Source organism: Streptomyces sp. DF42 (genome assembly GCF_058267695.1).
Genome location: NZ_CM177859.1, coordinates 4,791,458 through 4,814,242 on the forward strand (window position 1 = coordinate 4,791,458; position 22,785 = coordinate 4,814,242).

20 protein-coding genes and 1 tRNA gene are annotated in these 22,785 nt (G+C 67.4%); 11 read left to right on the forward strand and 10 right to left on the reverse strand.

Going from position 1 to position 22,785, the window contains the following annotated elements:
* Window positions 1-163 precede the first annotated feature (163 nt).
* Window positions 164-1,132 (forward strand): thioredoxin-disulfide reductase, encoded by a 969-nt coding sequence (trxB, locus tag ACYUED_RS21880; protein WP_491293949.1) that lies wholly within the window; start codon window positions 164-166, stop codon window positions 1,130-1,132.
* Window positions 1,133-1,173: 41 nt separating this feature from the next.
* Window positions 1,174-1,506 carry a thioredoxin gene (trxA, locus tag ACYUED_RS21885; protein ID WP_103545205.1) on the forward strand — a complete coding sequence of 111 codons (333 nt, stop codon included), beginning with the start codon at window positions 1,174-1,176 and terminating at the stop codon, window positions 1,504-1,506.
* Between the two features lie 95 nt (window positions 1,507-1,601).
* Here trxA and ACYUED_RS21890 read toward each other — a convergent pair whose 3' ends face one another.
* From ACYUED_RS21890 to rpmH, 9 genes are all read right to left on the reverse strand, one after another.
* Window positions 1,602-2,219: a GNAT family N-acetyltransferase gene (locus tag ACYUED_RS21890; protein ID WP_266682418.1), complete on the reverse strand. Its 618-nt coding sequence runs from the start codon at window positions 2,217-2,219 to the stop codon at window positions 1,602-1,604.
* A gap of 329 nt (window positions 2,220-2,548) precedes the next feature.
* Window positions 2,549-3,649: a ParB/RepB/Spo0J family partition protein gene (locus ACYUED_RS21895; protein ID WP_491293950.1), complete on the reverse strand. Its 1,101-nt coding sequence runs from the start codon at window positions 3,647-3,649 to the stop codon at window positions 2,549-2,551.
* Entirely contained in the window at window positions 3,646-4,719 is a 1,074-nt protein-coding gene (locus ACYUED_RS21900; RefSeq protein ID WP_323178437.1) for a ParA family protein, read from the reverse strand. The genes ACYUED_RS21895 and ACYUED_RS21900 overlap by 4 nt, the downstream gene beginning before the upstream one ends.
* A gap of 301 nt (window positions 4,720-5,020) precedes the next feature.
* On the reverse strand, window positions 5,021-5,737 hold the full coding sequence (gene rsmG, locus ACYUED_RS21905; protein ID WP_491293951.1) for a 16S rRNA (guanine(527)-N(7))-methyltransferase RsmG: 717 nt from the start codon (window positions 5,735-5,737) through the stop codon (window positions 5,021-5,023).
* A 118-nt stretch (window positions 5,738-5,855) separates the two neighbouring features.
* A complete protein-coding gene (locus ACYUED_RS21910; RefSeq protein WP_491293952.1) occupies window positions 5,856-6,368 on the reverse strand; it encodes a Jag family protein in 513 nt (170 codons plus the stop codon).
* A 15-nt stretch (window positions 6,369-6,383) separates the two neighbouring features.
* Window positions 6,384-7,664: a membrane protein insertase YidC gene (yidC, locus tag ACYUED_RS21915; RefSeq protein ID WP_491293953.1), complete on the reverse strand. Its 1,281-nt coding sequence runs from the start codon at window positions 7,662-7,664 to the stop codon at window positions 6,384-6,386.
* A 3-nt stretch (window positions 7,665-7,667) separates the two neighbouring features.
* The gene (gene yidD / locus ACYUED_RS21920; protein ID WP_266517796.1) at window positions 7,668-8,021 is read right to left on the reverse strand and encodes a membrane protein insertion efficiency factor YidD; all 354 of its coding nucleotides are present in this window, start codon (window positions 8,019-8,021) and stop codon (window positions 7,668-7,670) included.
* Window positions 8,018-8,389 (reverse strand): ribonuclease P protein component, encoded by a 372-nt coding sequence (gene rnpA, locus ACYUED_RS21925; protein ID WP_266583108.1) that lies wholly within the window; start codon window positions 8,387-8,389, stop codon window positions 8,018-8,020. The genes yidD and rnpA overlap by 4 nt, the downstream gene beginning before the upstream one ends.
* Before the next feature lie 21 nt (window positions 8,390-8,410).
* A complete protein-coding gene (rpmH, locus tag ACYUED_RS21930) occupies window positions 8,411-8,548 on the reverse strand; it encodes a 50S ribosomal protein L34 (RefSeq protein ID WP_005482975.1) in 138 nt (45 codons plus the stop codon).
* Between the two features lie 384 nt (window positions 8,549-8,932).
* Here rpmH and dnaA point away from each other — a divergent pair, with 384 nt between their 5' ends.
* From dnaA to ACYUED_RS21975, 9 genes are all read left to right on the forward strand, one after another.
* Complete coding sequence (gene dnaA / locus ACYUED_RS21935; protein WP_491293954.1) at window positions 8,933-10,885, forward strand: chromosomal replication initiator protein DnaA; 1,953 nt, start codon at window positions 8,933-8,935, stop codon at window positions 10,883-10,885.
* An 892-nt stretch (window positions 10,886-11,777) separates the two neighbouring features.
* The gene (gene dnaN, locus ACYUED_RS21940; protein WP_491294363.1) at window positions 11,778-12,908 is read left to right on the forward strand and encodes a DNA polymerase III subunit beta; all 1,131 of its coding nucleotides are present in this window, start codon (window positions 11,778-11,780) and stop codon (window positions 12,906-12,908) included.
* 176 nt (window positions 12,909-13,084) lie between these two features.
* Window positions 13,085-13,960, forward strand: a complete 876-nt coding sequence (gene gnd, locus ACYUED_RS21945) for a phosphogluconate dehydrogenase (NAD(+)-dependent, decarboxylating) (RefSeq protein ID WP_491293955.1) — start codon at window positions 13,085-13,087, stop codon at window positions 13,958-13,960.
* Window positions 13,961-14,042: 82 nt separating this feature from the next.
* Window positions 14,043-15,164, forward strand: coding sequence for a DNA replication/repair protein RecF (gene recF, locus ACYUED_RS21950; protein ID WP_491293956.1), 1,122 nt, complete (start codon window positions 14,043-14,045; stop codon window positions 15,162-15,164).
* Window positions 15,161-15,712: a DciA family protein gene (locus tag ACYUED_RS21955; RefSeq protein WP_491293957.1), complete on the forward strand. Its 552-nt coding sequence runs from the start codon at window positions 15,161-15,163 to the stop codon at window positions 15,710-15,712. The genes recF and ACYUED_RS21955 overlap by 4 nt, the downstream gene beginning before the upstream one ends.
* 374 nt (window positions 15,713-16,086) lie before the next feature.
* On the forward strand, window positions 16,087-18,171 hold the full coding sequence (gyrB, locus tag ACYUED_RS21960; protein ID WP_491293958.1) for a DNA topoisomerase (ATP-hydrolyzing) subunit B: 2,085 nt from the start codon (window positions 16,087-16,089) through the stop codon (window positions 18,169-18,171).
* 42 nt (window positions 18,172-18,213) lie between these two features.
* Window positions 18,214-20,808 carry a DNA gyrase subunit A gene (gene gyrA, locus ACYUED_RS21965; RefSeq protein ID WP_491293959.1) on the forward strand — a complete coding sequence of 865 codons (2,595 nt, stop codon included), beginning with the start codon at window positions 18,214-18,216 and terminating at the stop codon, window positions 20,806-20,808.
* Between the two features lie 18 nt (window positions 20,809-20,826).
* A complete protein-coding gene (locus ACYUED_RS21970; RefSeq protein WP_491293960.1) occupies window positions 20,827-21,591 on the forward strand; it encodes a DUF3566 domain-containing protein in 765 nt (254 codons plus the stop codon).
* 123 nt (window positions 21,592-21,714) lie between these two features.
* Window positions 21,715-21,791 (forward strand) — tRNA-Ile (locus tag ACYUED_RS21975).
* A gap of 367 nt (window positions 21,792-22,158) precedes the next feature.
* Here the strand turns inward: ACYUED_RS21975 and ACYUED_RS21980 are convergent.
* Window positions 22,159-22,509: a DUF6344 domain-containing protein gene (locus tag ACYUED_RS21980; RefSeq protein ID WP_491293961.1), complete on the reverse strand. Its 351-nt coding sequence runs from the start codon at window positions 22,507-22,509 to the stop codon at window positions 22,159-22,161.
* Window positions 22,510-22,785: the final 276 nt, after the last annotated feature.

Below are 22,785 nucleotides of genomic sequence, written 5' to 3' on the forward strand. Positions count from 1 at the left end.
CACGCTTCGCTTTCGTTCTGCGTGGAATCCCGTACGGTGTCGCGTCTCCGTGTGCCCGGACACAGCGGGAATGCGCGCCCCTTAGGATCCGTTGGGTGGGGTGAGAGTTCTCAGAGGGCTCCCACCGGTCCGACGACGCAGTCCAGAGACGAGGAACCAAGCCGTGAGCGACGTCCGTAACGTGATCATCATCGGCTCCGGGCCCGCCGGCTACACGGCGGCGCTCTACACCGCGCGCGCGTCGCTGAAGCCGCTGGTGTTCGAGGGCGCCGTCACCGCCGGTGGCGCGCTCATGAACACCACCGACGTGGAGAACTTCCCGGGCTTCCAGGACGGCATCATGGGCCCCGAGCTCATGGACAACATGCGTGCCCAGGCCGAGCGCTTCGGCGCCGAGCTCGTCCCGGACGATGTCGTCTCCGTCGACCTGACCGGTGAGATCAAGACCGTCACCGACACCGCCGGCACCGTACACAAGGCGAAGGCCGTCATCGTCACCACCGGCTCCCAGCACCGCAAGCTCGGTCTGCCGAACGAGGACGCGCTCTCCGGGCGCGGCGTCTCCTGGTGCGCCACGTGTGACGGCTTCTTCTTCAAGGAGCAGGACATCGCCGTGATCGGCGGCGGCGACACCGCGATGGAAGAGGCCACCTTCCTCTCCCGCTTCGCCAAGTCCGTGACGATCGTCCACCGCCGGGACACGCTGCGCGCCTCCAAGGCGATGCAGGAGCGTGCCTTTGCCGACCCGAAGATCAAGTTCGTGTGGGACAGCGAGGTCGCCGAGATCCAGGGCGACCCCAAGCTCTCAGGTCTGAAGCTGCGCAACCTCAAGACCGGCGAGCTCTCGGACCTGGCCGTCACCGGGCTGTTCATCGCGATCGGCCACGACCCGCGCACCGAACTCTTCAAGGGCCAGCTCGACCTGGACGAGGAGGGCTACCTCAAGGTCGCCTCCCCCTCGACCCACACCAACCTGACCGGTGTATTTGCCGCCGGCGACGTCGTCGACCACACCTACCGCCAGGCGATCACTGCGGCCGGCACCGGCTGCTCCTCTGCTCTCGACGCCGAGCGCTACCTCGCCGCCCTCGCGGACGAGGAGCAGGCGGAGCCCGAGAAGACCTCTGTCTGACCCCCATCCGCCCCACGCACCAACCAGTTAAGGAGCCCGCCGTGGCCGGCACCCTGAAGAACGTGACCGACGACTCCTTCGAGCAGGACGTCCTCAAGAGCGACAAGCCCGTCCTGGTGGACTTCTGGGCCGCCTGGTGCGGTCCGTGCCGCCAGATCGCTCCGTCCCTCGAAGCAATCGCCTCCGAGTACGGCGACAAGATCGAGGTCGTCAAGCTCAACATCGACGAAAACCCGGGTACGGCCGCCAAGTACGGCGTCATGTCCATCCCGACGCTGAATGTCTACCAGGGCGGCGAGGTCGCCAAGACCATCGTCGGTGCGAAGCCGAAGGCTGCGATCGTCCGCGACCTCGAGGACTTCATCGCCGAGTAGTCGGCGAAGCCGTCGAGCCGACGGCACATGTTTCACGTGAAACACGGATGGGCCAACCCTCAAAGGGTTGGCCCATCCGCTTGTCCGGACGTCTGTCACAGCGGACGCAACACCGGCTCCTTCTGCACAGCCCCCAGCAGCCGGTCGAGCGCCATCTCCACGTCTTCCTTCCAGGAAAGCGTCGTCCGCAGCTCCAGCCTCAGGCGAGGGTAAGTCGGGTGCGGGCGGACCGTCTTGAATCCCACGGCCAGGAGATGATCGGCCGGCAGGACACACGCGGGTTCTTTCCAGCGCGCGTCCCCAAACGCCTCGATCGCCTTGAAGCCCCGTCGCAGCAGGTCCTTGGCGACCGTCTGGACCATGACACGCCCGAGCCCCTGCCCCTGATATCCGGGCATGATGAACGCAGTGATCAGCTGGACCGCGTCCGGCGAGATCGGACTCGTGGGGAACGCCGTCGCGCGGGGAACATAAGCCGGAGGGGCGTAGAGCACGAAGCCCACCGGCACATCGTCGACGTAGACAACCCGACCGCAGGATCCCCAGTCCAGCAGGACCGCCGAGATCCACGCTTCCTTCTCCAGCGCGGGCGTGCCCGCTTTTACCGCGGCTTCGCCGCTGACGGGGTCCAACTCCCAGAAGACACACGCGCGACAGCGCTTGGGAAGGTCCTGAAGGTTGTCCAGCGTGAGCGGTACGAGCCGACGCCCCATGAAGGCTGTTCCTCGCTTCCTTCGCCCGCTGCGTCACGGGCGGCTGTCAGAGCACTCCGTTCCCTGAGGAGGCTGCCGACGAAGCCGCCGACCGCGCCCAGCCCCAGGGCTGCCCTCACCAGTCCGGTGCGGCTCATCGTTCGCATGGCCGCTGCCTCCCTCTCAGAGGTACTGCCAGGTGGATGCGCCATACCCGAACGCATCGTATCCACGAAGCGATTGCATCGATACTGCCTGAAAGCAAAGAGCAGGCCGTGTTCCGGTACACACCGGACACGGCCCGCTCGGTCGGCCCACCGGGCGAAACCGTCCGGTCAGCCATCGGCTCTCTAGGCCTCGTCGTCCTCGGAGTCGTCGTCCAGAAGGCTCTTCTGCAGGACCGGCCCCTCGCCGGGAGCGAGGCTGCTGAGGATCCGCTCGAGGTCCTCCATGGACGCGAACTCGACGGTGATCTTGCCCTTCTTCTGCCCCAGATCGACCTTCACCCTCGTCTCGAACCGGTCCGAGAGACGGCCCGCGAGGTCACTCAGCGCCGGAGAGACGAGGGCGCCTGCCCGTGGACCCTTTGCGCGCTGGGTCGTCTGCGGACGCGAGCCCATGAGGGTCACGATCTCCTCGACGGCCCGCACGGACAGTCCCTCGGCCACGATCCGGTGGGCCAGCCTGTCCTGCTCCTCCGAGTCCTCGACGGAGAGCAGTGCCCTCGCATGACCGGCGGAGAGGACCCCTGCGGCCACCCGACGCTGAACCGCCGGCGACAGCTTCAGCAGCCGCAGGGTGTTTGAAACCTGCGGGCGAGAGCGTCCGATGCGGTCGGCCAGCTGGTCGTGCGTGCAGTTGAAGTCCTTCAGAAGCTGGTCGTACGCGGCCGCCTCTTCCAGAGGGTTCAGCTGCGCCCGGTGCAGGTTCTCCAGGAGCGCGTCCAGGAGGAGCTTCTCGTCCTCCGTGGCCCTCACGATCGCCGGGATCGCCTCAAGGCCGGCTTCACGGCAGGCCCGCCAGCGACGCTCACCCATGATGAGTTCATACCGGGCGGGGCCCGACTGCCGTACGACGACCGGTTGGAGGAGACCGACCTCCTTGATGGAGGTGACGAGTTCCTGCAGCGCGTCCTCGTCGAACACCTCACGCGGCTGACGCGAGTTCGGCGTGATGGAGTCGAGGGGGAGCTCCGCGAAGTAGGCGCCCACAGGAGGCGCAGGAACCTCCAGAGAACCGTTCAGCGTCGGCTCGTCGGTTTCATGTGAAACAGGCGGCAGCGTGGCCACCTTCGCCGCGGCAATCCCGCGGTCGGTCGTCAGCACCGGGACCGCCGACGGCGACGCAGAACCCGCGCCCCCCATCGCGGCCGGGGCCGGCGTCTTCTCCGTGGGTGCAGCCGGGATCAGTGCGCCGAGACCACGGCCCAACCCCCTCCGTCGCTCGCTCACTGAAGCCCCTCCACCATGCTCGGGTCGCTCTGGGCACCGATGTGGGCATGCGGCGCTTCGTAGGTCACGCCGACACCCTTCAGTGCGATTTCTCGTGCCGCCTCAAGATAAGACAGCGCACCGCTCGAACCCGGATCGTAGGTCAGCACCGTCTGGCCATAGCTCGGCGCCTCGGAAATTCGGACCGACCGGGGAATGCTCGTTCGCAGCACCTCGTCGCCGAAGTGGCTGCGTACCTCGTCCGCGACCTGGGACGCGAGACGCGTCCGGCCGTCGTACATGGTGAGGAGGATCGTCGAGACGTGCAGCGTGGGGTTGAGGTGTCCCCGCACCAGGTCGACGTTCCGCAGCAGCTGTCCCAGTCCCTCCAGCGCGTAGTACTCGCACTGGATCGGGATGAGGACCTCCGCGCCGGCCACCAACGCGTTGACCGTCAGCAGGCCCAGCGAAGGGGGGCAGTCGATCAGAATGTAATCCAGCGGCTGCTCATAGGCCTGGATGGCTCGCTCCAGCCGGCTCTCCCGCGCCACCAGGGACACCAGCTCGATCTCCGCACCGGCGAGATCGATCGTGGCAGGGGCGCAGAAGAGGCCCTCGACATCGGGGACTGGCTGGACGACTTCCGCGAGAGGCCTGCTCTCGACCAGAACGTCGTAGATGGACGGGACTTCGGCGTGATGGTCGATTCCCAGAGCGGTGGATGCATTGCCCTGTGGGTCGAGGTCGATCACCAGGACGCGGGCGCCGTGCAGGGCCAGGGAGGCGGCAAGGTTGACGGTCGTCGTCGTCTTGCCGACGCCGCCCTTCTGGTTGGCGACGACCATGACGCGCGTCTGCTCAGGCCGTGGCAGGCCCTCGCCGGCGCGGCCCAGAGCTTCCACGGCCAGTTGGGCAGCACGACCGATCGGAGTGTCGTCCATCGGAGGCGGTGTTTCACGTGAAACATCCGCCCCCATCGACTCGGTACGGGGACCGGGGACCGGATCGGTCATCGGTCCCGCGATGTTGGCGTCGGACCGCAAGGATTCACTCTCCTCGACTTCAGGCTCGCAATGAACAGAGCCTCCCATGCCTTCGGGGTCGTGAACCAGTGAGGCCTGTTCTTCTGTGGAGAAATCCACCTCTGTGGACAACTCTGTGCCCCCCACGGGGGACCTGGCACTGTTGGGTACGGGTGCCTCTCCGAGCGAGCCGAGAGGCTTACGGTCGCGGGGTTCGGCCGCGGCCCGGCCGCGGCTGATGATGCCGTGCAGCAGTGAGCGACGTTTCACGTGAAACACGATGCACAGCAGTAGTGGCCGAACTGCCGCGACACTCCGGCGTGCGTAGGTTTGGCAGCTTGTGTGGAGTACGTCTCGTCGTCAGGGCGGATCAGCGACGCCGCCGCACTCGCTCCGTACGAGCGGCCTTGGCCTTCTTCGCCGCGAAGCGCACACCGCCGGGGCTCTCGCCGACCTCGACCCGCACAACAGTGGACAGAGGATCCACCACGCCCTCACCCACATGCAGGATCGAGGTCTCCACGGCACCGAGCTTGCTCAGCGCCGTGGACGCGCTCTTGAGCTCCTCCTCAGCGGCGTCCCCCTTGAGTGCGAGCATCTCGCCGTACGGCCTCAGCAGTGGGATGCCCCACGTGGCCAGTCGGTCCAGCGGGGCCACGGCCCGTGCCGTCACGACATGGACGGGCGGTACCTTGCCCATGACCTCCTCGGCACGGCCCCGGACCACGGTCACATGGTCCAGGCCCAGCAGCTCGACGACCTCGGTGAGGAAGTTCGTACGCCGCAGCAGAGGCTCCAGCAGTGTGATCTTGAGGTCCCCACGGACCAGCGCCAGAGGAATGCCTGGCAAGCCAGCACCCGAGCCGACGTCGCACACCGTCACCCCCTCGGGCACGACCTCGGAGAGCACCGCGCAGTTGAGCAGGTGCCGCTCCCAGAGGCGAGGCACTTCGCGTGGGCCGATGAGACCGCGCTGCACACCCGCCTCAGCGAGCAGCTCCGCATAGCGGACCGCGTCCGCGAAGCGATCGCCGAACACCTCACGCGCCTGCTCGGGCGCAGGGGGGAGCTCCGCTGCCTCCGTCACGGGGACCGTCCTTCCGTACCGCATCAGCGCACCGGGCGCCGACCAACAGAACTATCAGGCTGACAAAGTTCGGCCCCGCCTGCGCTACAGACGGGGCCGGAGGAACGTAACGGACCGATCAGGCCGGGAGTACGACGACGAAGCGCTGCGGCTCCTCGCCCTCGGACTCGCTGCGCAGGCCCGCGGCCTTGACCGCGTCGTGCACGACCTTGCGCTCGAACGGGGTCATCGGCTTCATCTTCACCGGCTCGCCGGTGTTCCTGACCTCGGCGGCCGCCTTCGCACCCAGCTCGGAGAGCTCGGCGCGCTTCTTGGCGCGGTAGCCGCCGATGTCCAGCATCAGCCGGCTGCGGTCCCCGGTCTCACGGTGCACGGCCAGGCGCGTGAGTTCCTGGAGCGCCTCAAGCACCTCACCGTCACGGCCGACCAGCTTCTGCAGGCCTCGGCCGCCCGCGTCGCTGATGATCGAGACAGCGGCGCGGTCGGCCTCGACGTCCATGTCGATGTCGCCGTCGAGATCGGCGATGTCCAGCAAACCCTCAAGGTAGTCCGCTGCGATCTCGCCCTCCTGCTCCAGGCGGGTCAGGGTGTCTGCACCCTCGACAGCGGCGGAGGTGGTGCCTTCCGTCACGGGATGGGCTCCTTCTTACTTCTTGGACGGGGACTTGGGGCGCTGCGGGCCCTTGCGCTGCCCGGACTGAGCCTTGCTGCGGGTGCCACTGCCGGTCTTCGGCTCGGGCTGCTTCGCAGCGGCGGAGGGCTGGGCATCCTCCGGCTCGTCGGACTTGCTCAATGACGTCTTGGGCTCGGCTTCGCCGGCGACCTTGGGGCCGGACTGCCGCTGGGCCTTGGTCTGCCGCTTGGGCTGCTGGCGCTTGGGAGCGGCGGCGGTGCCGTTCGTCGGCACACCGTCCTCGGTCTGGGCTGCGGCAGCGCTCTCGCTCTGCATCACGGTGCCGTCGGTCTGGGCGGCGAGACCGGCCTTGTTCAGCGAGTTGATGAACTTGCGCTCGAACTCGTTGCGGTCACGGCCCTTGGTGACGATCGCCTTGATGATGGTGCGCTCACTGCGCTTGCGGGCCTTGCCGTGCTGCGTGACGTGCTTGGTCAGACGCTCCAGATAGGCGGCCTGCGCCTTGGAACCCGGGGTCGGGTTGTTGTGGATCACATACATCTGCTGGCCCATGGTCCACACGTTGGTGGTCAGCCAGTAGACGAGGACACCGACCGGGAAGTTGATGCCGAAGACGGCGAACATGACCGGGAAGACGTACATCAGCATCTTCTGCTGCTGCATGAACGGCGTCTTCACCGTCGTGTCGACGTTCTTCGTCATCAGCTGGCGCTGCGTGTAGAACTGCGACGCCGACATCAGGACGATCATGATCGCGGTGACGACACGGACGTCGGTCAGCGTGGCACCGAGCTGGGCGACCTTGTCGGCGCTGTCCGTGAACTTCGCGGCCAGGGGGGCACCGAAGATGTGTGCCTTACGAGCGCTGGCGAGCAGCGAATCGTCGATGACACCGATCGTCTTGCCCGTCGCGATGCCGTTGAGCACGTGATAGAGGGCGAAGAAGAACGGCGACTGCGCCAGGATGGGAAGGCACGAGGAGAGCGGGTTGGTGCCCGTCTCCTTGTACAGCTTCATCATCTCTTCGGACTGGCGCTGCTTGTCGTTCTTGTAGCGCTCCTGGATCTTCTTCATCTCGGGCTGCAGCGTCTGCATCGCCCGGGTCGACTTGATCTGCTTCACGAAGAGCGGGATCAGGCAGATACGGATGAGGATCACCAGGGACACGATGGACAGGCCCCAGGCCCAGCCCGTGTCGGGACCGAAGATCTTCCCGTACATCGAGTGGAACTGGACGATGACCCATGAAACGGGTGTCGTGATGAAGCTGAAGAGGCTGGCAATCGTGTCCACTAATCATGCTCCTTGGGCATGGGACGGAGTCTCTGCGGCCGGGCTCGAAGGAAGGTTCTCCTCGGTGGCCGTTTCGGCGGCGGAGGGCCCGCCCCTGCGTGCGCGCCACGCGTCGCGCAGCATTTCGTGCCACCGCGGGCGCTTGCGCGGTGGAACATGGTCCACACCGCCGAGCGACCACGGATTGCACCGCAGGATGCGCCAGGCGGTGAGCGCCGTGCCTTTGATCGCACCGTGCCGGTCGATGGCCGTGTACCCATAGTGGGAGCACGACGGGTAGTACTTGCACACCGGCCCGAGCAGCGGACTGATGGTCCACTGGTACAGCTTGATCAGAGCCAGCAGCGGGTACTTCATCGTGCGCCCCCTCCCAGCAACCGCTCGATGGCGGCATCCAGGTCTTGGGCCAGTTGTGCATGGTCGGCGTCACCCGCACCGGGTAGCGCTCGTACGACTACCAGGCTACCGGGGGGCAACAGGGCGACTCGGTCCCGCATCAGGTGGCGCAGTCTGCGCTTGACCTTGTTGCGTATCACCGCACCGCCCACTGCTTTGCTCACGACGAAACCCGCACGCGTCGGGGGAGCGCTCTCCCCAGGCGCGTGCGGGTCCGTGGCACCGCTACGAAGATGGACGACGAGGGACGGACGTCCGGCCCGGCGCCCTCGTCGTACTGCGGTCGCGAAGTCCTCGCGCCGCCTCAGCCGGTTCTCGGTGGGCAGCACGACGGCATGACCTGACCGGGATCAGGCGGACAGGCTGGCGCGACCCTTGCTGCGGCGGTTCGCCAGAATCGCGCGACCGGCACGGGTACGCATCCGCAGGCGGAAGCCGTGGGTCTTGGCGCGACGACGGTTGTTCGGCTGGAAGGTGCGCTTGCTCACTCGGGGGCTCCAGAAATCAATCGGTAGTGGCGGGGTGCCGTCTTAGCTGTCACCGTGCGCCCACGAGTAGCTCGCGTTAACGCCCGAGTGCACCGCTTCCCGATCACCTGACGCGATCTGTGCCCATCGGAGGCAGGCGGCAGCAGCCATCGACAACTCGACCTGGTTACGGTACGCGGGGCTACGCCATCCGGTCAAACCAGCGGTCACTGAGAGACACTATCCACAGCCTGGGGACAACAACTTGAACCGCACCCGTCGCCCTGACTACCGTGGCTGAACCCCGGTTCGTTCCCTTGACCCCTTGTTTTGGCTCGACCCCCTTTGAATCCCGACCCGTCCCACAACCACACGTTCGTGGGACCCCGTGAGAGAGCGTGCCCTGTGGCTGACGTACCTGCCGATCTTGCCGCAGTGTGGCCACGAGTACTGGAGCAACTTCTCGGCGAGGGCCGGGGACAGGGTGTGGAGACCAAGGACGAGCACTGGATCCGGCGCTGCCAGCCGCTCGCGCTGGTCGCTGACACCGCCCTGCTCGCCGTACCGAACGAATTCGCGAAGGGCGTGCTCGAGGGCCGCCTCGCTCCGATCGTCAGCGAGACGCTGAGCCGCGAGTGCGGCCGCCCGATCCGTATCGCGATCACCGTCGACGACTCGGCGGGCGAGCCCCCCGCCCCGCCTGCGCCGCCGATCCGCCCCCAGTCCCGCTACGAGGAGCCCGAGCTCCCCTCCGGGCAGTACGACGGCTACGGCCGCCACCGCGCGGAGGACCGCCGCCCGGGCCGCGGCGAGCAGCTTCCGGGTGCACCCGGCGACCAGCTCCCCACTCCCCGCCCGGCCTACCCCTCGGAGTACCAGCGCCCCGAGCCCGGCGCCTGGCCGCGCCCGCCGCAGGACGAGTACCGGTCGCAGGACGAGTACAGCTGGCAGCAGCAGCGCCTCGGCTTCCCCGAGCGGGACCCCTACGCGTCGCCACAGCAGGACTCATACGGGTCCTCGGCACAGGACTCGTACGCCCCGCCCTCCCAGGATTACCGTCCGCAGTCGATGGAGCGCCCGTCCTACGAGGCACAGCGACCCGACTACGACCAGCAGCGCCCCGACTACGACCAGCCACGTCCGGACTACGACCAGCAGCGCCCCGACTACGACCAGCGCGACGCCCGCCGGGAGCTGCCCAAGCAGTCGTCCCGTTCCGGGCACGTCCACCGCGGCGGTCCGGTCGGCTCCGCGCTGCCCGCCTCCAGCGGTGCCCCCGGCCCGCTGGCCGCGAAGCCCGCGCCGGCGACCGGGCCCGGTGAACCGACGGCACGCCTGAACCCGAAGTACCTCTTCGACACGTTCGTCATCGGCGCCTCCAACCGCTTCGCGCACGCCGCCGCGGTCGCCGTCGCGGAGGCACCGGCGAAGGCGTACAACCCCCTGTTCATCTATGGGGAATCGGGGCTCGGCAAGACGCACCTGCTGCACGCGATCGGGCACTACGCGCGCAGTCTCTACCCCGGCACGCGCGTGCGGTATGTGAGCTCGGAGGAGTTCACCAACGAGTTCATCAACTCGATCCGCGACGGCAAGGGCGACAGCTTCCGCAAGCGCTACCGCGAGATGGACATCCTGCTCGTCGACGACATCCAGTTCCTCGCGGACAAGGAGTCGACGCAGGAGGAGTTCTTCCACACCTTCAACACGCTGCACAACGCGAACAAGCAGATCGTGCTCTCCAGCGACCGGCCGCCGAAGCAGCTGGTCACGCTGGAGGACCGGCTGCGGAACCGTTTCGAGTGGGGTCTGATCACCGACGTCCAGCCACCCGAACTGGAGACGCGTATCGCCATCCTCCGTAAGAAGGCGGTGCAGGAGCAGCTCAACGCCCCGCCGGAGGTCCTGGAGTTCATCGCCTCCCGCATCTCGCGCAACATCCGCGAGCTGGAGGGGGCGCTGATCCGGGTGACGGCGTTCGCGTCGCTCAACCGGCAGCCGGTGGACCTCGGCCTCACGGAGATCGTCCTCAAGGACCTGATCCCCGGCGGCGAGGACTCGGCCCCCGAGATCACCTCGACCGCCATCATGAGCGCGACCGCCGACTACTTCGGCCTCACCGTCGAGGACCTGTGCGGCACCTCGCGCGGCCGCGCGCTCGTCACGGCCCGCCAGATCGCCATGTACCTGTGCCGCGAGCTCACGGACCTCTCGCTGCCGAAGATCGGCGCGCTGTTCGGCGGCCGCGACCACACCACGGTGATGCACGCGGACCGCAAGATCCGCAATCTGATGGCGGAGCGGCGCTCCATCTACAACCAGGTGACCGAGCTGACGAACCGCATCAAGAACGGCTGACAGCCGCCGACATACGCCGCAGAGGGCGCCCCGGGACGACTCCCCAGGGCGCCCTCCGTCGTTTCACGGGCCACATCGCGGCCTGCCGCTGCCGTACGTCCGGACGCCGGCTGTTCGATTAGCGGTCGGGTTACGGCCACTCTCCACAGATTGGGAGACTTTCTTCCGTCCACACGCTGGGGACTGCGGAGTTGTCCAGATCTCGATCCACAGGAGAACTGCTGAAGAACCATCAAGGCAGGTCAAGTGGTTGTGGATTGGTGGACGAAGGATCTCCACAGACTGTGGACAGACCAGTGATCCACAAGCTGTGCACGAAGTTGTCCACCGACAACCCACAGGCAGGACCCGGTTGTCCCCAGCGATCACGGGTTTCTCCACATCGCTGTCCACTGTTCGGCAACGCGACGCGCCTGATCACCGTGTCGAGTGAAAGCCGTCACACGAAGGTGCCGGGTTGCCCTGTGGGAAACGTGGGTAAAGCTGGGGACGGCCCTGGGGAGAACTCGCCTCAGGCTGTGCACGGGGTGTGCAGAACTTTCCGTTCTCCACAGAACCCCGGAGTTGTCCACCGCCTCCGCCCACAGGGCCAGTGGACAAAATCTCGCCTCTGAGCTGGGAAAACAGGGTTATCCACGGTTTCCACAGCCCCTACTACTACTCCCAACTAGAGAGAGCGAGAAGTTCGTTTCGAAGGGGGTCCTGTGCACAACTCGCTGTCCGGCTCCCGACTGCCCCTCGTCACGACTTGACCCCGAGAGGCACCTACTGTCAGTGCCGTGCGTCAGACTGGTCCCCGGTGGTCCTTCCCTCCCCAGGGACCGACGACACCGAGACAGACGACGAAGCCAGGCAGGCCGAGAAGCGCCGGCAACAGCAGGAGGCGGCAACAGTGAAGATCCGGGTGGAACGCGACGTACTCGCGGAGGCAGTGGCCTGGGCGGCACGCAGCCTCCCGGCCCGGCCGCCGGCGCCTGTCCTCGCCGGCCTCCTGCTGAAGGCCGAGGACGGCGCGCTGAGCCTCTCCAGCTTCGACTACGAGGTCTCCGCACGCGTGTCGGTGGAGGCGGAGGTCGAGGAGGAGGGCACGGTCCTCGTCTCCGGCCGCCTGCTCGCCGACATCTGCCGCGCTCTTCCCAACCGCCCGGTGGAGATTTCCACAGACGGTGTACGGGCGACCGTGGTCTGCGGCTCCTCGCGGTTCACACTCCACACGCTGCCTGTGGAGGAGTACCCGGCGCTGCCGCAGATGCCGACCGCGACCGGCACCGTTCCCGGTGAGGTCTTCGCCTCGGCCGCCGCGCAGGTCGCCATCGCCGCCGGCCGCGACGACACGCTGCCCGTGCTGACCGGTGTGCGCATCGAGATCGAGGGCGACACCGTCACCCTGGCGTCCACCGACCGCTACCGCTTCGCGGTCCGCGAGTTCCTGTGGAAGCCGGAGAACCCCGAGGCGTCCGCGGTCGCCCTGGTGCCCGCCAAGACGCTCCTGGACACCGCCAAGGCCCTCACGAGCGGCGACAGCGTCATCCTGGCGCTGTCCGGCTCGGGCACGGGCGAGGGTCTGATCGGTTTCGAGGGCGCGGGCCGCCGTACGACCACGCGTCTGCTCGAAGGCGACCTGCCGAAGTACCGCTCGCTGTTCCCGACGGAGTTCAACTCCGTCGCCGTGATCGAGACCGCCCCCTTCGTGGAGGCCGTCAAGCGTGTGGCCCTGGTCGCCGAGCGCAACACCCCGGTGCGGCTCAGCTTCGAGCAGGGTGTGCTGATCCTGGAGGCCGGTTCCAGCGACGACGCACAGGCTGTGGAAAGGGTCGACGCCCAGCTGGAGGGCGACGACGTCTCGATCGCCTTCAATCCGACCTTCCTGCTGGACGGCCTGAGCGCCATCGACTCCCCGGTGGCCCAGCTCTCCTTCACGACGTCCACCAAGCCCGCTCTGCTGAGCGGCAAGCCGGCGCTGGACGCAGAGGCGGACGAGGCCTACAAGTACCTGATCATGCCGGTGCGGCTGAGCGGCTGAGGCGCGGGGACCTGTCCCCAGGCTGTGGAGAGGACTTCCATGCCTGGGGAAAACCCGCAGGTGGGGCCGTACGTTTGAGCGCGTATGCCCACAGGTGTGCGTGAGCGCCCGGGTCTAGGCTCGGACGTAGGTACGAACGTGCCTCACACGCCACACAGCAACCTAAGGAACAACTGATGGAGCTCGGTCTCGTCGGCCTCGGCAAGATGGGCGGCAACATGCGCGAGCGGATCCGCCGCGCCGGCCACACCGTCGTCGGATACGACCGCAACCCGGACCTCGCCGATGTCCACAGCCTGTCTGAGCTTGTGGGCAAGCTCAGCGGCCCGCGCGTGGTCTGGGTGATGGTCCCGGCCGGTGCCCCCACCCAGTCGACCGTCGACGAACTGGCCGAGCTGCTGGAGCCGGGCGACATCGTCGTGGACGGCGGCAACTCGCGCTGGACGGACGACGAGAAGCATGCCGAGGAGCTGGCGGCCAAGGGCATAGGCTTCGTCGACTGCGGCGTCTCCGGCGGCGTCTGGGGTCTGGAGAACGGCTACGCGCTGATGTACGGCGGCGACGCGGAGAACGTAGCCAAGGTGCAGCCGGTCTTCGACGCCCTCAAGCCCGAGGGGAAGTTCGGCGCCGTGCACGCCGGCAAGGTCGGCGCGGGCCACTTCGCGAAGATGGTCCACAACGGCATCGAGTACGCGATGATGCAGGCCTACGCCGAGGGCTGGGAACTGCTGGAGAAGGTCGACTCGGTCACGGATGTGCGCGAGGTCTTCCGGTCCTGGCAGGAGGGCACCGTCATCCGCTCCTGGCTGCTGGACCTCGCGGTGAACGCACTCGCCGAGGACGAGCACCTCGACAAGCTGAAGGGTTTTGCACAGGACTCCGGCGAGGGACGCTGGACTGTGGAAGCCGCCATCGACAACGCCGTACCGCTGCCCGCGATCACGGCCTCGCTCTTCGCGCGGTTCGCGTCGCGCCAGGACGACTCGCCGCAGATGAAGATGATCGCGGCACTGCGCAATCAGTTCGGCGGCCACGCCGTAGAGACGAAGTAATCCACAGGACGAGAAGAAATCCACAGATCCACAGGCCGTTCGGCCACGGATCCACAACGCTGGGGGAGGTCGGCGAACGACTATGCACGTCACGCATCTGTCGCTGGCCGACTTCCGCTCGTACGCCCGGGTCGAGGTCCCACTCGACCCGGGCGTCACCGCCTTCGTGGGACCCAACGGGCAGGGCAAGACCAACCTGGTCGAGGCCGTCGGCTATCTCGCCACCCTCGGCAGCCACCGGGTCGCCTCCGATGCCCCGCTGGTCCGCATGGGCGCCGACCGCGCGGTCATCCGGGCGCAGGTCAAGCAGGGCGAGAGGCAGCAGCTGGTCGAGCTGGAGCTGAACCCCGGCAAGTCCAACCGGGCCCGCATCAACAGGTCCTCGCAGGTCAGACCCCGTGACGTGCTGGGCATCGTACGGACTGTCCTGTTCGCGCCCGAGGATCTCTCCCTGGTCAAGGGCGACCCGGGCGAGCGGCGTCGTTTTCTCGACGAGCTGATCACCGCCCGCTCGCCGCGCATGGCCGGGGTGCGCTCCGACTACGAGCGGGTCCTGAAGCAGCGCAACACGCTTCTCAAGTCGGCCGCGCTGGCCCGCCGCCACGGCGGCCGGTCCATGGACCTGTCCACGCTCGACGTCTGGGACCAGCATCTCGCGCGCGTGGGTGCCGAGTTGCTGGCTCAGCGGCTCGACCTGATTGCCACGATCCAGCCACTGGCCGACAAGGCGTACGAGCAACTGGCGCCGGGCGGCGGGCCGATCGCCCTCGACTACAAGCCGTCCGCCCCCGGTGAGGCCCACACGCGCGAGGACCTCTGCGAGCAGCTGATGGCTGCCCTCGCCGAAGCGCGCAAGCAGGAGATCGAGCGGGGCGTCACCCTCGTAGGGCCCCATCGGGACGATCTGCTTCTCAAACTCGGTCAGCTGCCCGCCAAGGGGTACGCGTCCCACGGTGAGTCCTGGTCGTATGCGCTGGCGCTGCGCCTCGCCTCCTACGACCTGCTGCGGGCCGAGGGCAACGAGCCGGTGCTCGTCCTCGACGACGTCTTCGCCGAGCTCGACACCCGCCGCCGCGAGCGGCTCGCTGAACTGGTCGCGCCCGGTGAGCAGGTGCTGGTGACCGCTGCCGTCGACGACGACGTGCCGCACGTGCTGACCGGGACGCGGTACTCCGTGTCGGACGGGACGGTGGAGCGCGCATGACGAACCAGGAACCCGCCTCCGGGGAGAACGAGAAGAACGAGAAGACCCCCGAGCCGTCCGGTGTCGACCTCGCGCGCGTGGCGCTCAGGGCGGCGAAGGAACAGGCACGCGCGCGTGGGGACGCGGCGCAGCAGAAGAAGCAGGCGCGGCGCGGCGGCCTGCGCTCCGGCGCGCGCGCCGACGGGCGCGACCCGATGGCGCTCGGTGCTGCGATCAACCGGCTCATCACCGAGCGCGGTTGGGAGACCCCGGCGGCGGTGGGCGGGGTGATGGGCCGCTGGCAGCAGATCGTCGGCGAGGACGTGGCCAAACACTGTGTGCCGGACACGTACGACGAGGACGAGCGGGTGCTCGTCGTGCGCTGTGACTCCACGGCCTGGGCGACGAATCTGCGCCTGCTCGCCCCGACGCTCGTCGCCCGGCTCAACGAGGATCTCGGGCACGGCGCGGTGAAGATGATCAAGGTGAACGGCCCCAGCGGCCCCGCCCGCCGCTACGGTCCCCTGCGCGCCCCCGGAAGCAAGGGCCCCGGCGACACATACGGGTGACAGACCTCACATCCGCAGGCCGTCGGCGGTCTCGTCGCAGCGCCGGCGGCCGCTTTGTCGTACCACCGCATGCGGTGGCGAATCGCTACCTGACTCCCAAGTAGCCATGGGTTGACAGCTGGAAGCGCTGAGTGCCGCTGTGAGCCTCTTGGAGCCCCGTTCCGTATATGGGGACCCGGCAGATGCCAGTTGAGGGCGCCACATGCGGACTCAGGTACCGGCAAACCCCCATCACTGTCGGCGCTACCGGTAGACTGGAAGCTAATCCCGCCCCACTCATGGGGACCGTCCGGGAAAAGCTGAGCAACGCTGAACAAGGCTTACCAACGCAACATGCCGCAGCCGCTCCGGCAACCCGCCGACGAGCCTGGCTCGTGCTGTGCCAGAAAGGGCGCTTCGTGGCCGATTCCGGCAACCCCAACGAGAACATCCCGTCCACCGACGCCGGCGAGAACAGCGTGGTGACCTCGTCGAACGGCGAGGTCACCGCCTCGTACGACGCCAGCGCCATCACCGTCCTCGAGGGCCTGGACGCGGTCCGCAAGCGACCCGGTATGTACATCGGCTCGACCGGCGAGCGCGGACTGCACCACCTTGTGTACGAGGTCGTCGACAACTCGGTCGACGAGGCGCTGGCCGGTCACGCGGACACCATCGACGTCACGATCCTCGCCGACGGCGGCGTACGCGTCGTCGACAACGGCCGTGGCATCCCGGTCGGCATCGTCGCCTCCGAGGGCAAGCCGGCACTCGAGGTCGTGCTGACCGTGCTGCACGCGGGCGGCAAGTTCGGCGGCGGCGGCTACGCGGTCTCCGGTGGTCTGCACGGCGTGGGCGTCTCGGTCGTGAACGCGCTGTCCGCGAAGGTCGCCGTCGAGGTCAGGACCGACGGTCACCGCTGGACGCAGGACTACAAGATGGGCGTCCCCACGGCGCCGCTCGTCAAGCACGAGGCCATCGAGGAGACCGGCACGTCGGTCACCTTCTGGGCCGACCCCGACATCTTCGAGACCACCGAGTACTCCTTCGAGACGCTCTCGCGGCGCTTCCAGGAGATGGCGTTCCTCAACAAGGGTTTGACGATCAAACTCACTGACGAGCGCGAGTCCGCGAAGGCCACCGCCGGGGCGGACGAGGCGGGTGCGGACGAGAAGGACGAGGTCAAGACCGTCACGTACCACTACGAGGGCGGCATCGTCGACTTCGTGAAGTACCTCAACTCCCGCAAGGGAGAGGCGGTGCACCCGACGGTGATCGACCTCGAGGCGGAGGACAAGGAGAAGAGCCTCTCCCTCGAAGTCGCCATGCAGTGGAACAGCGGCTACAGCGAGGGCGTGTACTCCTTCGCCAACATCATCCACACGCACGAGGGCGGCACGCACGAAGAGGGCTTCCGCGCGGCGCTCACGAACCTCATCAACAAGTACGCGCGCGACAAGAAGCTGCTGCGTGAGAAGGACGACAACCTCACGGGCGACGACATCCGCGAGGGTCTGACCGCGATCATCTCGGTGAAGCTGAGCGAGCCGCAGTTCGAGGGCCAGACGAAGACCAAGCTGGGCAACACGGAGGCGAAGACCTTCGTCCAGAAGGCGGTCTACGAGCACCTCAACGACTGGCTGGACCGCAACCCGAACGAGGCCGCGGACATCATCCGCAAGGGCATCCAGGCGGCCACCGCGCGCGTGGCCGCCCGCAAGGCCCGCGACCTGACGCGTCGTAAGGGCCTGCTGGAGTCGGCTTCCCTGCCGGGCAAGCTCTCCGACTGCCAGTCGAACGACCCCACCAAGTGCGAGATCTTCATCGTCGAGGGCGACTCCGCCGGCGGTTCGGCCAAGTCCGGCCGCAACCCGCAGTACCAGGCGATCCTCCCGATCCGAGGAAAGATCCTCAACGTCGAGAAGGCGCGGATCGACAAGATCCTGCAGAACCAGGAGATCCAGGCGCTGATCTCGGCCTTCGGCACCGGAGTCCACGAGGACTTCGGCATCGAGAAGCTGCGCTATCACAAGATCATCCTGATGGCGGACGCCGACGTCGACGGCCAGCACATCAACACCCTGCTGCTGACCTTCCTGTTCCGCTTCATGCGGCCGCTGGTCGAGGCCGGCCACGTCTTCCTGTCGCGTCCCCCGCTGTACAAGATCAAGTGGGGCCGGGACGAGGTCGAGTACGCGTACTCCGACCGCGAGCGCGACGCACTGGTCGAGATGGGCCGCCAGCGCGGCAAGCGCATCAAGGAGGACTCGATCCAGCGCTTCAAGGGGCTCGGCGAGATGAACGCCGAGGAACTGCGCATCACGACCATGGACCAGGAGCACCGCGTCCTCGGCCAGGTCACCCTCGACGACGCCGCCCAGGCCGACGACCTGTTCTCGGTCCTGATGGGCGAGGACGTCGAGGCCCGCCGCCAGTTCATCCAGCGCAACGCCAAGGACGTCCGGTTCCTCGACATCTGAGTCGGTCTCAGCTGACCGCACCAGAAAGGATCTTCACCAGCAATGGCCGACGAGAACACTCCCGTCACCCCTGAAGAGGGCGGCGACGTCGTGATGCGTATCGAGCCCGTCGGGCTCGAGACGGAGATGCAGCGCTCGTACCTGGACTACGCGATGTCCGTCATCGTGTCCCGTGCGCTGCCCGACGTCCGCGACGGCCTCAAGCCCGTCCACCGCCGCGTCCTGTACGCCATGTACGACGGCGGCTACCGCCCCGAGCGCGGTTTCTACAAGTGCGCCCGTGTCGTCGGCGACGTCATGGGCAGCTACCACCCGCACGGCGACTCCTCGATCTACGACGCGCTGGTCCGCCTCGCGCAGCCGTGGTCGATGCGGATGCCGCTGGTGGACTCCAACGGCAACTTCGGCTCCCCGGGCAACGACCCGGCCGCCGCCATGCGCTACACAGAGTGCAAGATGGCGCCGCTGTCGATGGAGATGGTCCGTGACATCGACGAGGAAACCGTCGACTTCATGGACAACTACGACGGCCGCTCCCAGGAGCCGACCGTCCTGCCCGCGCGCTTCCCGAACCTGCTGATCAACGGCTCGGCCGGTATCGCGGTCGGCATGGCGACCAACATCCCGTCGCACAACCTGCGCGAGGTCGCGGCCGGCGCCCAGTGGTGCCTGGAGAACCCGGAGGCCTCGCACGAGGAGCTCCTGGACGCGCTGATCGAGCGCATCAAGGGCCCCGACTTCCCGACCGGCGCGCTGGTGGTGGGCCGCAAGGGCATCGAGGAGGCGTACCGCACCGGCCGCGGCTCGATCACCATGCGGGCGGTCGTCGAGGTCGAGGAGATCCAGAACCGCCAGTGCCTGGTGGTCACGGAGCTGCCCTACCAGGTCAACCCCGACAACCTCGCGCAGAAGATCGCCGACCTGGTGAAGGACGGCAAGGTCGGCGGCATCGCGGACGTCCGCGACGAGACGTCCTCGCGCACCGGCCAGCGACTCGTGATCGTGCTCAAGCGTGACGCGGTCGCCAAGGTCGTGCTGAACAACCTCTACAAGCACACGGACCTGCAGACGAACTTCGGTGCCAACATGCTGGCGCTCGTCGACGGTGTCCCGCGCACGCTCTCCCTGGACGCGTTCATCCGCCACTGGGTGACGCACCAGATCGAGGTCATCGTCCGCCGGACGAAGTTCCGGCTGCGCAAGGCCGAGGAGCGGGCGCACATCCTGCGCGGTCTGCTGAAGGCCCTGGACGCCATCGACGAGGTCATCGCGCTGATCCGGCGCAGCGACACCGTCGAGATCGCGCGCGGCGGCCTGATGGACCTCCTGGAGATCGACGAGATCCAGGCGAACGCCATCCTCGAGATGCAGCTGCGCCGCCTGGCCGCCCTGGAGCGCCAGAAGATCGTCCAGGAGCACGACGAACTCCAGGCGAAGATCAACGAGTACAACGAGATCCTCGCCTCCCCGGTCCGCCAGCGCGGCATCGTCAGCGAGGAACTCGCCGCGATCGTCGAGAAGTACGGCGACGACCGCAAGACGATGCTGGTGCCCTTCGACGGCGACATGTCCATGGAGGACCTGATCGCCGAAGAGGACATCGTCGTCACCATCACGCGCGGCGGCTACATCAAGCGCACCAAGACGGAGGACTACCGCTCGCAGAAGCGGGGCGGCAAGGGCGTACGCGGCACGAAGCTGAAGCAGGACGACATCGTCGACCACTTCTTCGTGTCGACCACGCACCACTGGCTGCTGTTCTTCACCAACAAGGGCCGCGTCTACCGCGCGAAGGCGTACGAGCTTCCGGATGCCGGCCGTGAGGCGCGCGGCCAGCACGTCGCGAACCTTCTCGCCTTCCAGCCGGACGAGGCGATCGCCGAGATCCTCGCGATCCGCGACTACCAGGCCACGCCGTACCTGGTCCTCGCCACCAAGGGCGGCCTGGTCAAGAAGACGCCTCTGAAGGATTACGATTCGCCGCGTGCCGGTGGCGTCATCGCGATCAACCTGCGGGAGACGGACGACGGTTCCGACGACGAACTGATCGGAGCCGAGCTGGTTTCGGCCGATGACGATCTGCTTCTGATCAGCAAGAAGGCACAGTCGATCAGGTTCACCGCCACGGACGAGAGCCTGCGGCCCATGGGCCGGGCCACCTCGGGTGTCAAGGGTATGAGTTTCCGCGAGGGCGATGAACTTCTGTCGATGAATGTTGTTCGACCCGGTACGTTCGTGTTCACTGCCACAGACGGCGGGTACGCGAAGCGGACCGCTGTCGACGAGTACCGCGTCCAGGGTCGCGGCGGCCTCGGTATCAAGGCCGCCAAGATCGTGGAGGACCGCGGTTCGCTGGTCGGCGCGCTGGTGGTCGAGGAGACCGACGAAATCCTCGCCATCTCGCTGTCGGGCGGTGTGATTCGTACGCGAGTCAACGAGGTCAGGGAGACGGGCCGTGACACCATGGGCGTCCAACTGATCAACCTGGGCAAGCGCGATGCCGTCGTCGGTATCGCTCGTAACGCCGAGGCGGGGCGTGAGGCGGAGGAAGTCGACGGCGACGTGGCCGTGGACGAGACCGCCGAGGCTGCCGCGACCACCGGCACGGACGAGGGTGAGGCGCCCTCGGCCGAGTAGCACGAGGAGTGAGTCATCGTGAGCGGAGCCACGGGCGCCGGATCGGCCGGTACCCCCACGGGTACGGAATCGGACGGCGGCGGCCGTGGCTCCGCCGCGCATGCGACAGATCCGCACACGACCCAGCTGCGCGCGATCGACGCAGGTGCGGCCGACTCACCCTCGCCCGACACGCGTGGAACCCAGGGGGGAACTGTGACGGACACCCGAGGCCCGCAGCCCCAGCAGGCTCCGGCCGCCCAGCCGGCACCGCAGCAGTCGGCCTCCCCGCTGCCGGGGGAACGGCAGCCGCAGCAGCCCGCAGGGCCGTACCACCCGCCGCAGGCCTACCAGAACCAGGCGGTCGCCCAGGGCGCGCCGGCTCCCACCGGTGCGGTCCGCAGGCCGCGCACCGGCGCGCGCACCACGCCCCGCATCCGCAAGGCACGCCTGCGCGTGGCGAAGGCCGATCCGTGGTCGGTGATGAAGGTGAGCTTCCTGCTCTCCATCGCGCTGGGCATCTGCACGATCGTCGCGTCCGCCGTGCTGTGGATGGTGATGGACGCGATGGGCGTCTTCTCGACGGTCGGCGGCACGATCTCCGAGGCGACCGGCTCGAACGAGTCGAACGGCTTCGACCTGCAGTCCTTCCTGTCGCTCCCGCACGTCCTGATGTTCACGTCGATCATCGCGGTCATCGACGTGGTCCTCGCGACGGCTCTCGCGACTCTCGGCGCCTTCATCTACAACCTCTCCGCGGGCTTCGTCGGCGGCATCGAGCTGACGCTCGCCGAGGACGAGTGACTTCTCCGCGACCGCCGTTCCAAACCTCCGCGGAGGGCCCCGCGAGAACCGATTTTGGGACTGCCCACGTCGTGCGCTAATCTTCAGGAGTCAGCGCGCGGGACACATCCCGCAGAGCGCGGCGGGGCTATAGCTCAGTTGGTTAGAGCGCATCCCTGATAAGGATGAGGCCACAGGTTCAAATCCTGTTAGCCCCACCAGCACGAAGACCCCCAACCAGTCGTGGTTGGGGGTCTTTAACGTTCACGGACGGCATCCATGGCCGGTATGCACGGTCGGCAGCCGCTACGGCGCCTACGGCGGAGATCGGCTGCGGCCGCCGCCACCAGTGAACGCCACCGTCGGTCACCACCAGCGGACGCCAGAGGCTGCTTTCCGGAGACTGACCCCGGGGACGGACTCCAGAGACTGACCTCGGGGACTGACCTCGGGGACGGACTCCAGGGACGGACTCCAGGGACGGACTCAAACAAATGAAGACCCCCAACCAGTTGCGGTTGGGGGTCTTCCGCGTGGGCGGATTGTGTACGCAAGTTCGCCGTTACGTCTGGGGTGCGGGGCGGTGCCTCAGCGCTGGAGGGGGATGGCCGGCTCGGCGGCCGAGAGGTACGTGTCCGTCTCCAGGTCCGTGTCCGCACAGTCGTCGGCGTCCGCGAGCGGACGGTGGCGGCAGCTGGGGGACTTTCCGTGGGCCTCGGCGCGGATGCGCTGCTTCATCGTGGGGGGCAGGGCTCTGGCGTAGGACCAGGACCAGCGGGACACCGGCGGCGTCGTCACGTGTGTCGTGCTGTTGCCGTTCGCCTCGGTCTGCGGTACGGCCGCGGCGGCGGTCGTCGTGATGAGTCCGAGCGTCGTGCACAGCGCGAGGAATGCGGTGACGATGGCGGTCCACAGCTTCATGACCTGGTTCTGGGCCATGGCCCCTCACTTTCGGGTCGGGCGATTTGCGTACTTTCCTCATGATGTGTATGGCGGCCGCGAAGTGGTGGACCTGAGCCCGTGGCGCGTCGAAGTTCGGATGAACACCACTCCATGAGCCCAAAGGGCAGGAAATAATAAGAATCAGGGCCAAAATCACCCTCAGTGAGGGTGTGATCACCCTCAGATCGGAGTGGTGACCTCCGGTTCTACTGCGGTTCAGCGGAGGGGAGTTGGGGGCCCACGCAGGTCACCGATCGGTATCGGTCGGTGTGT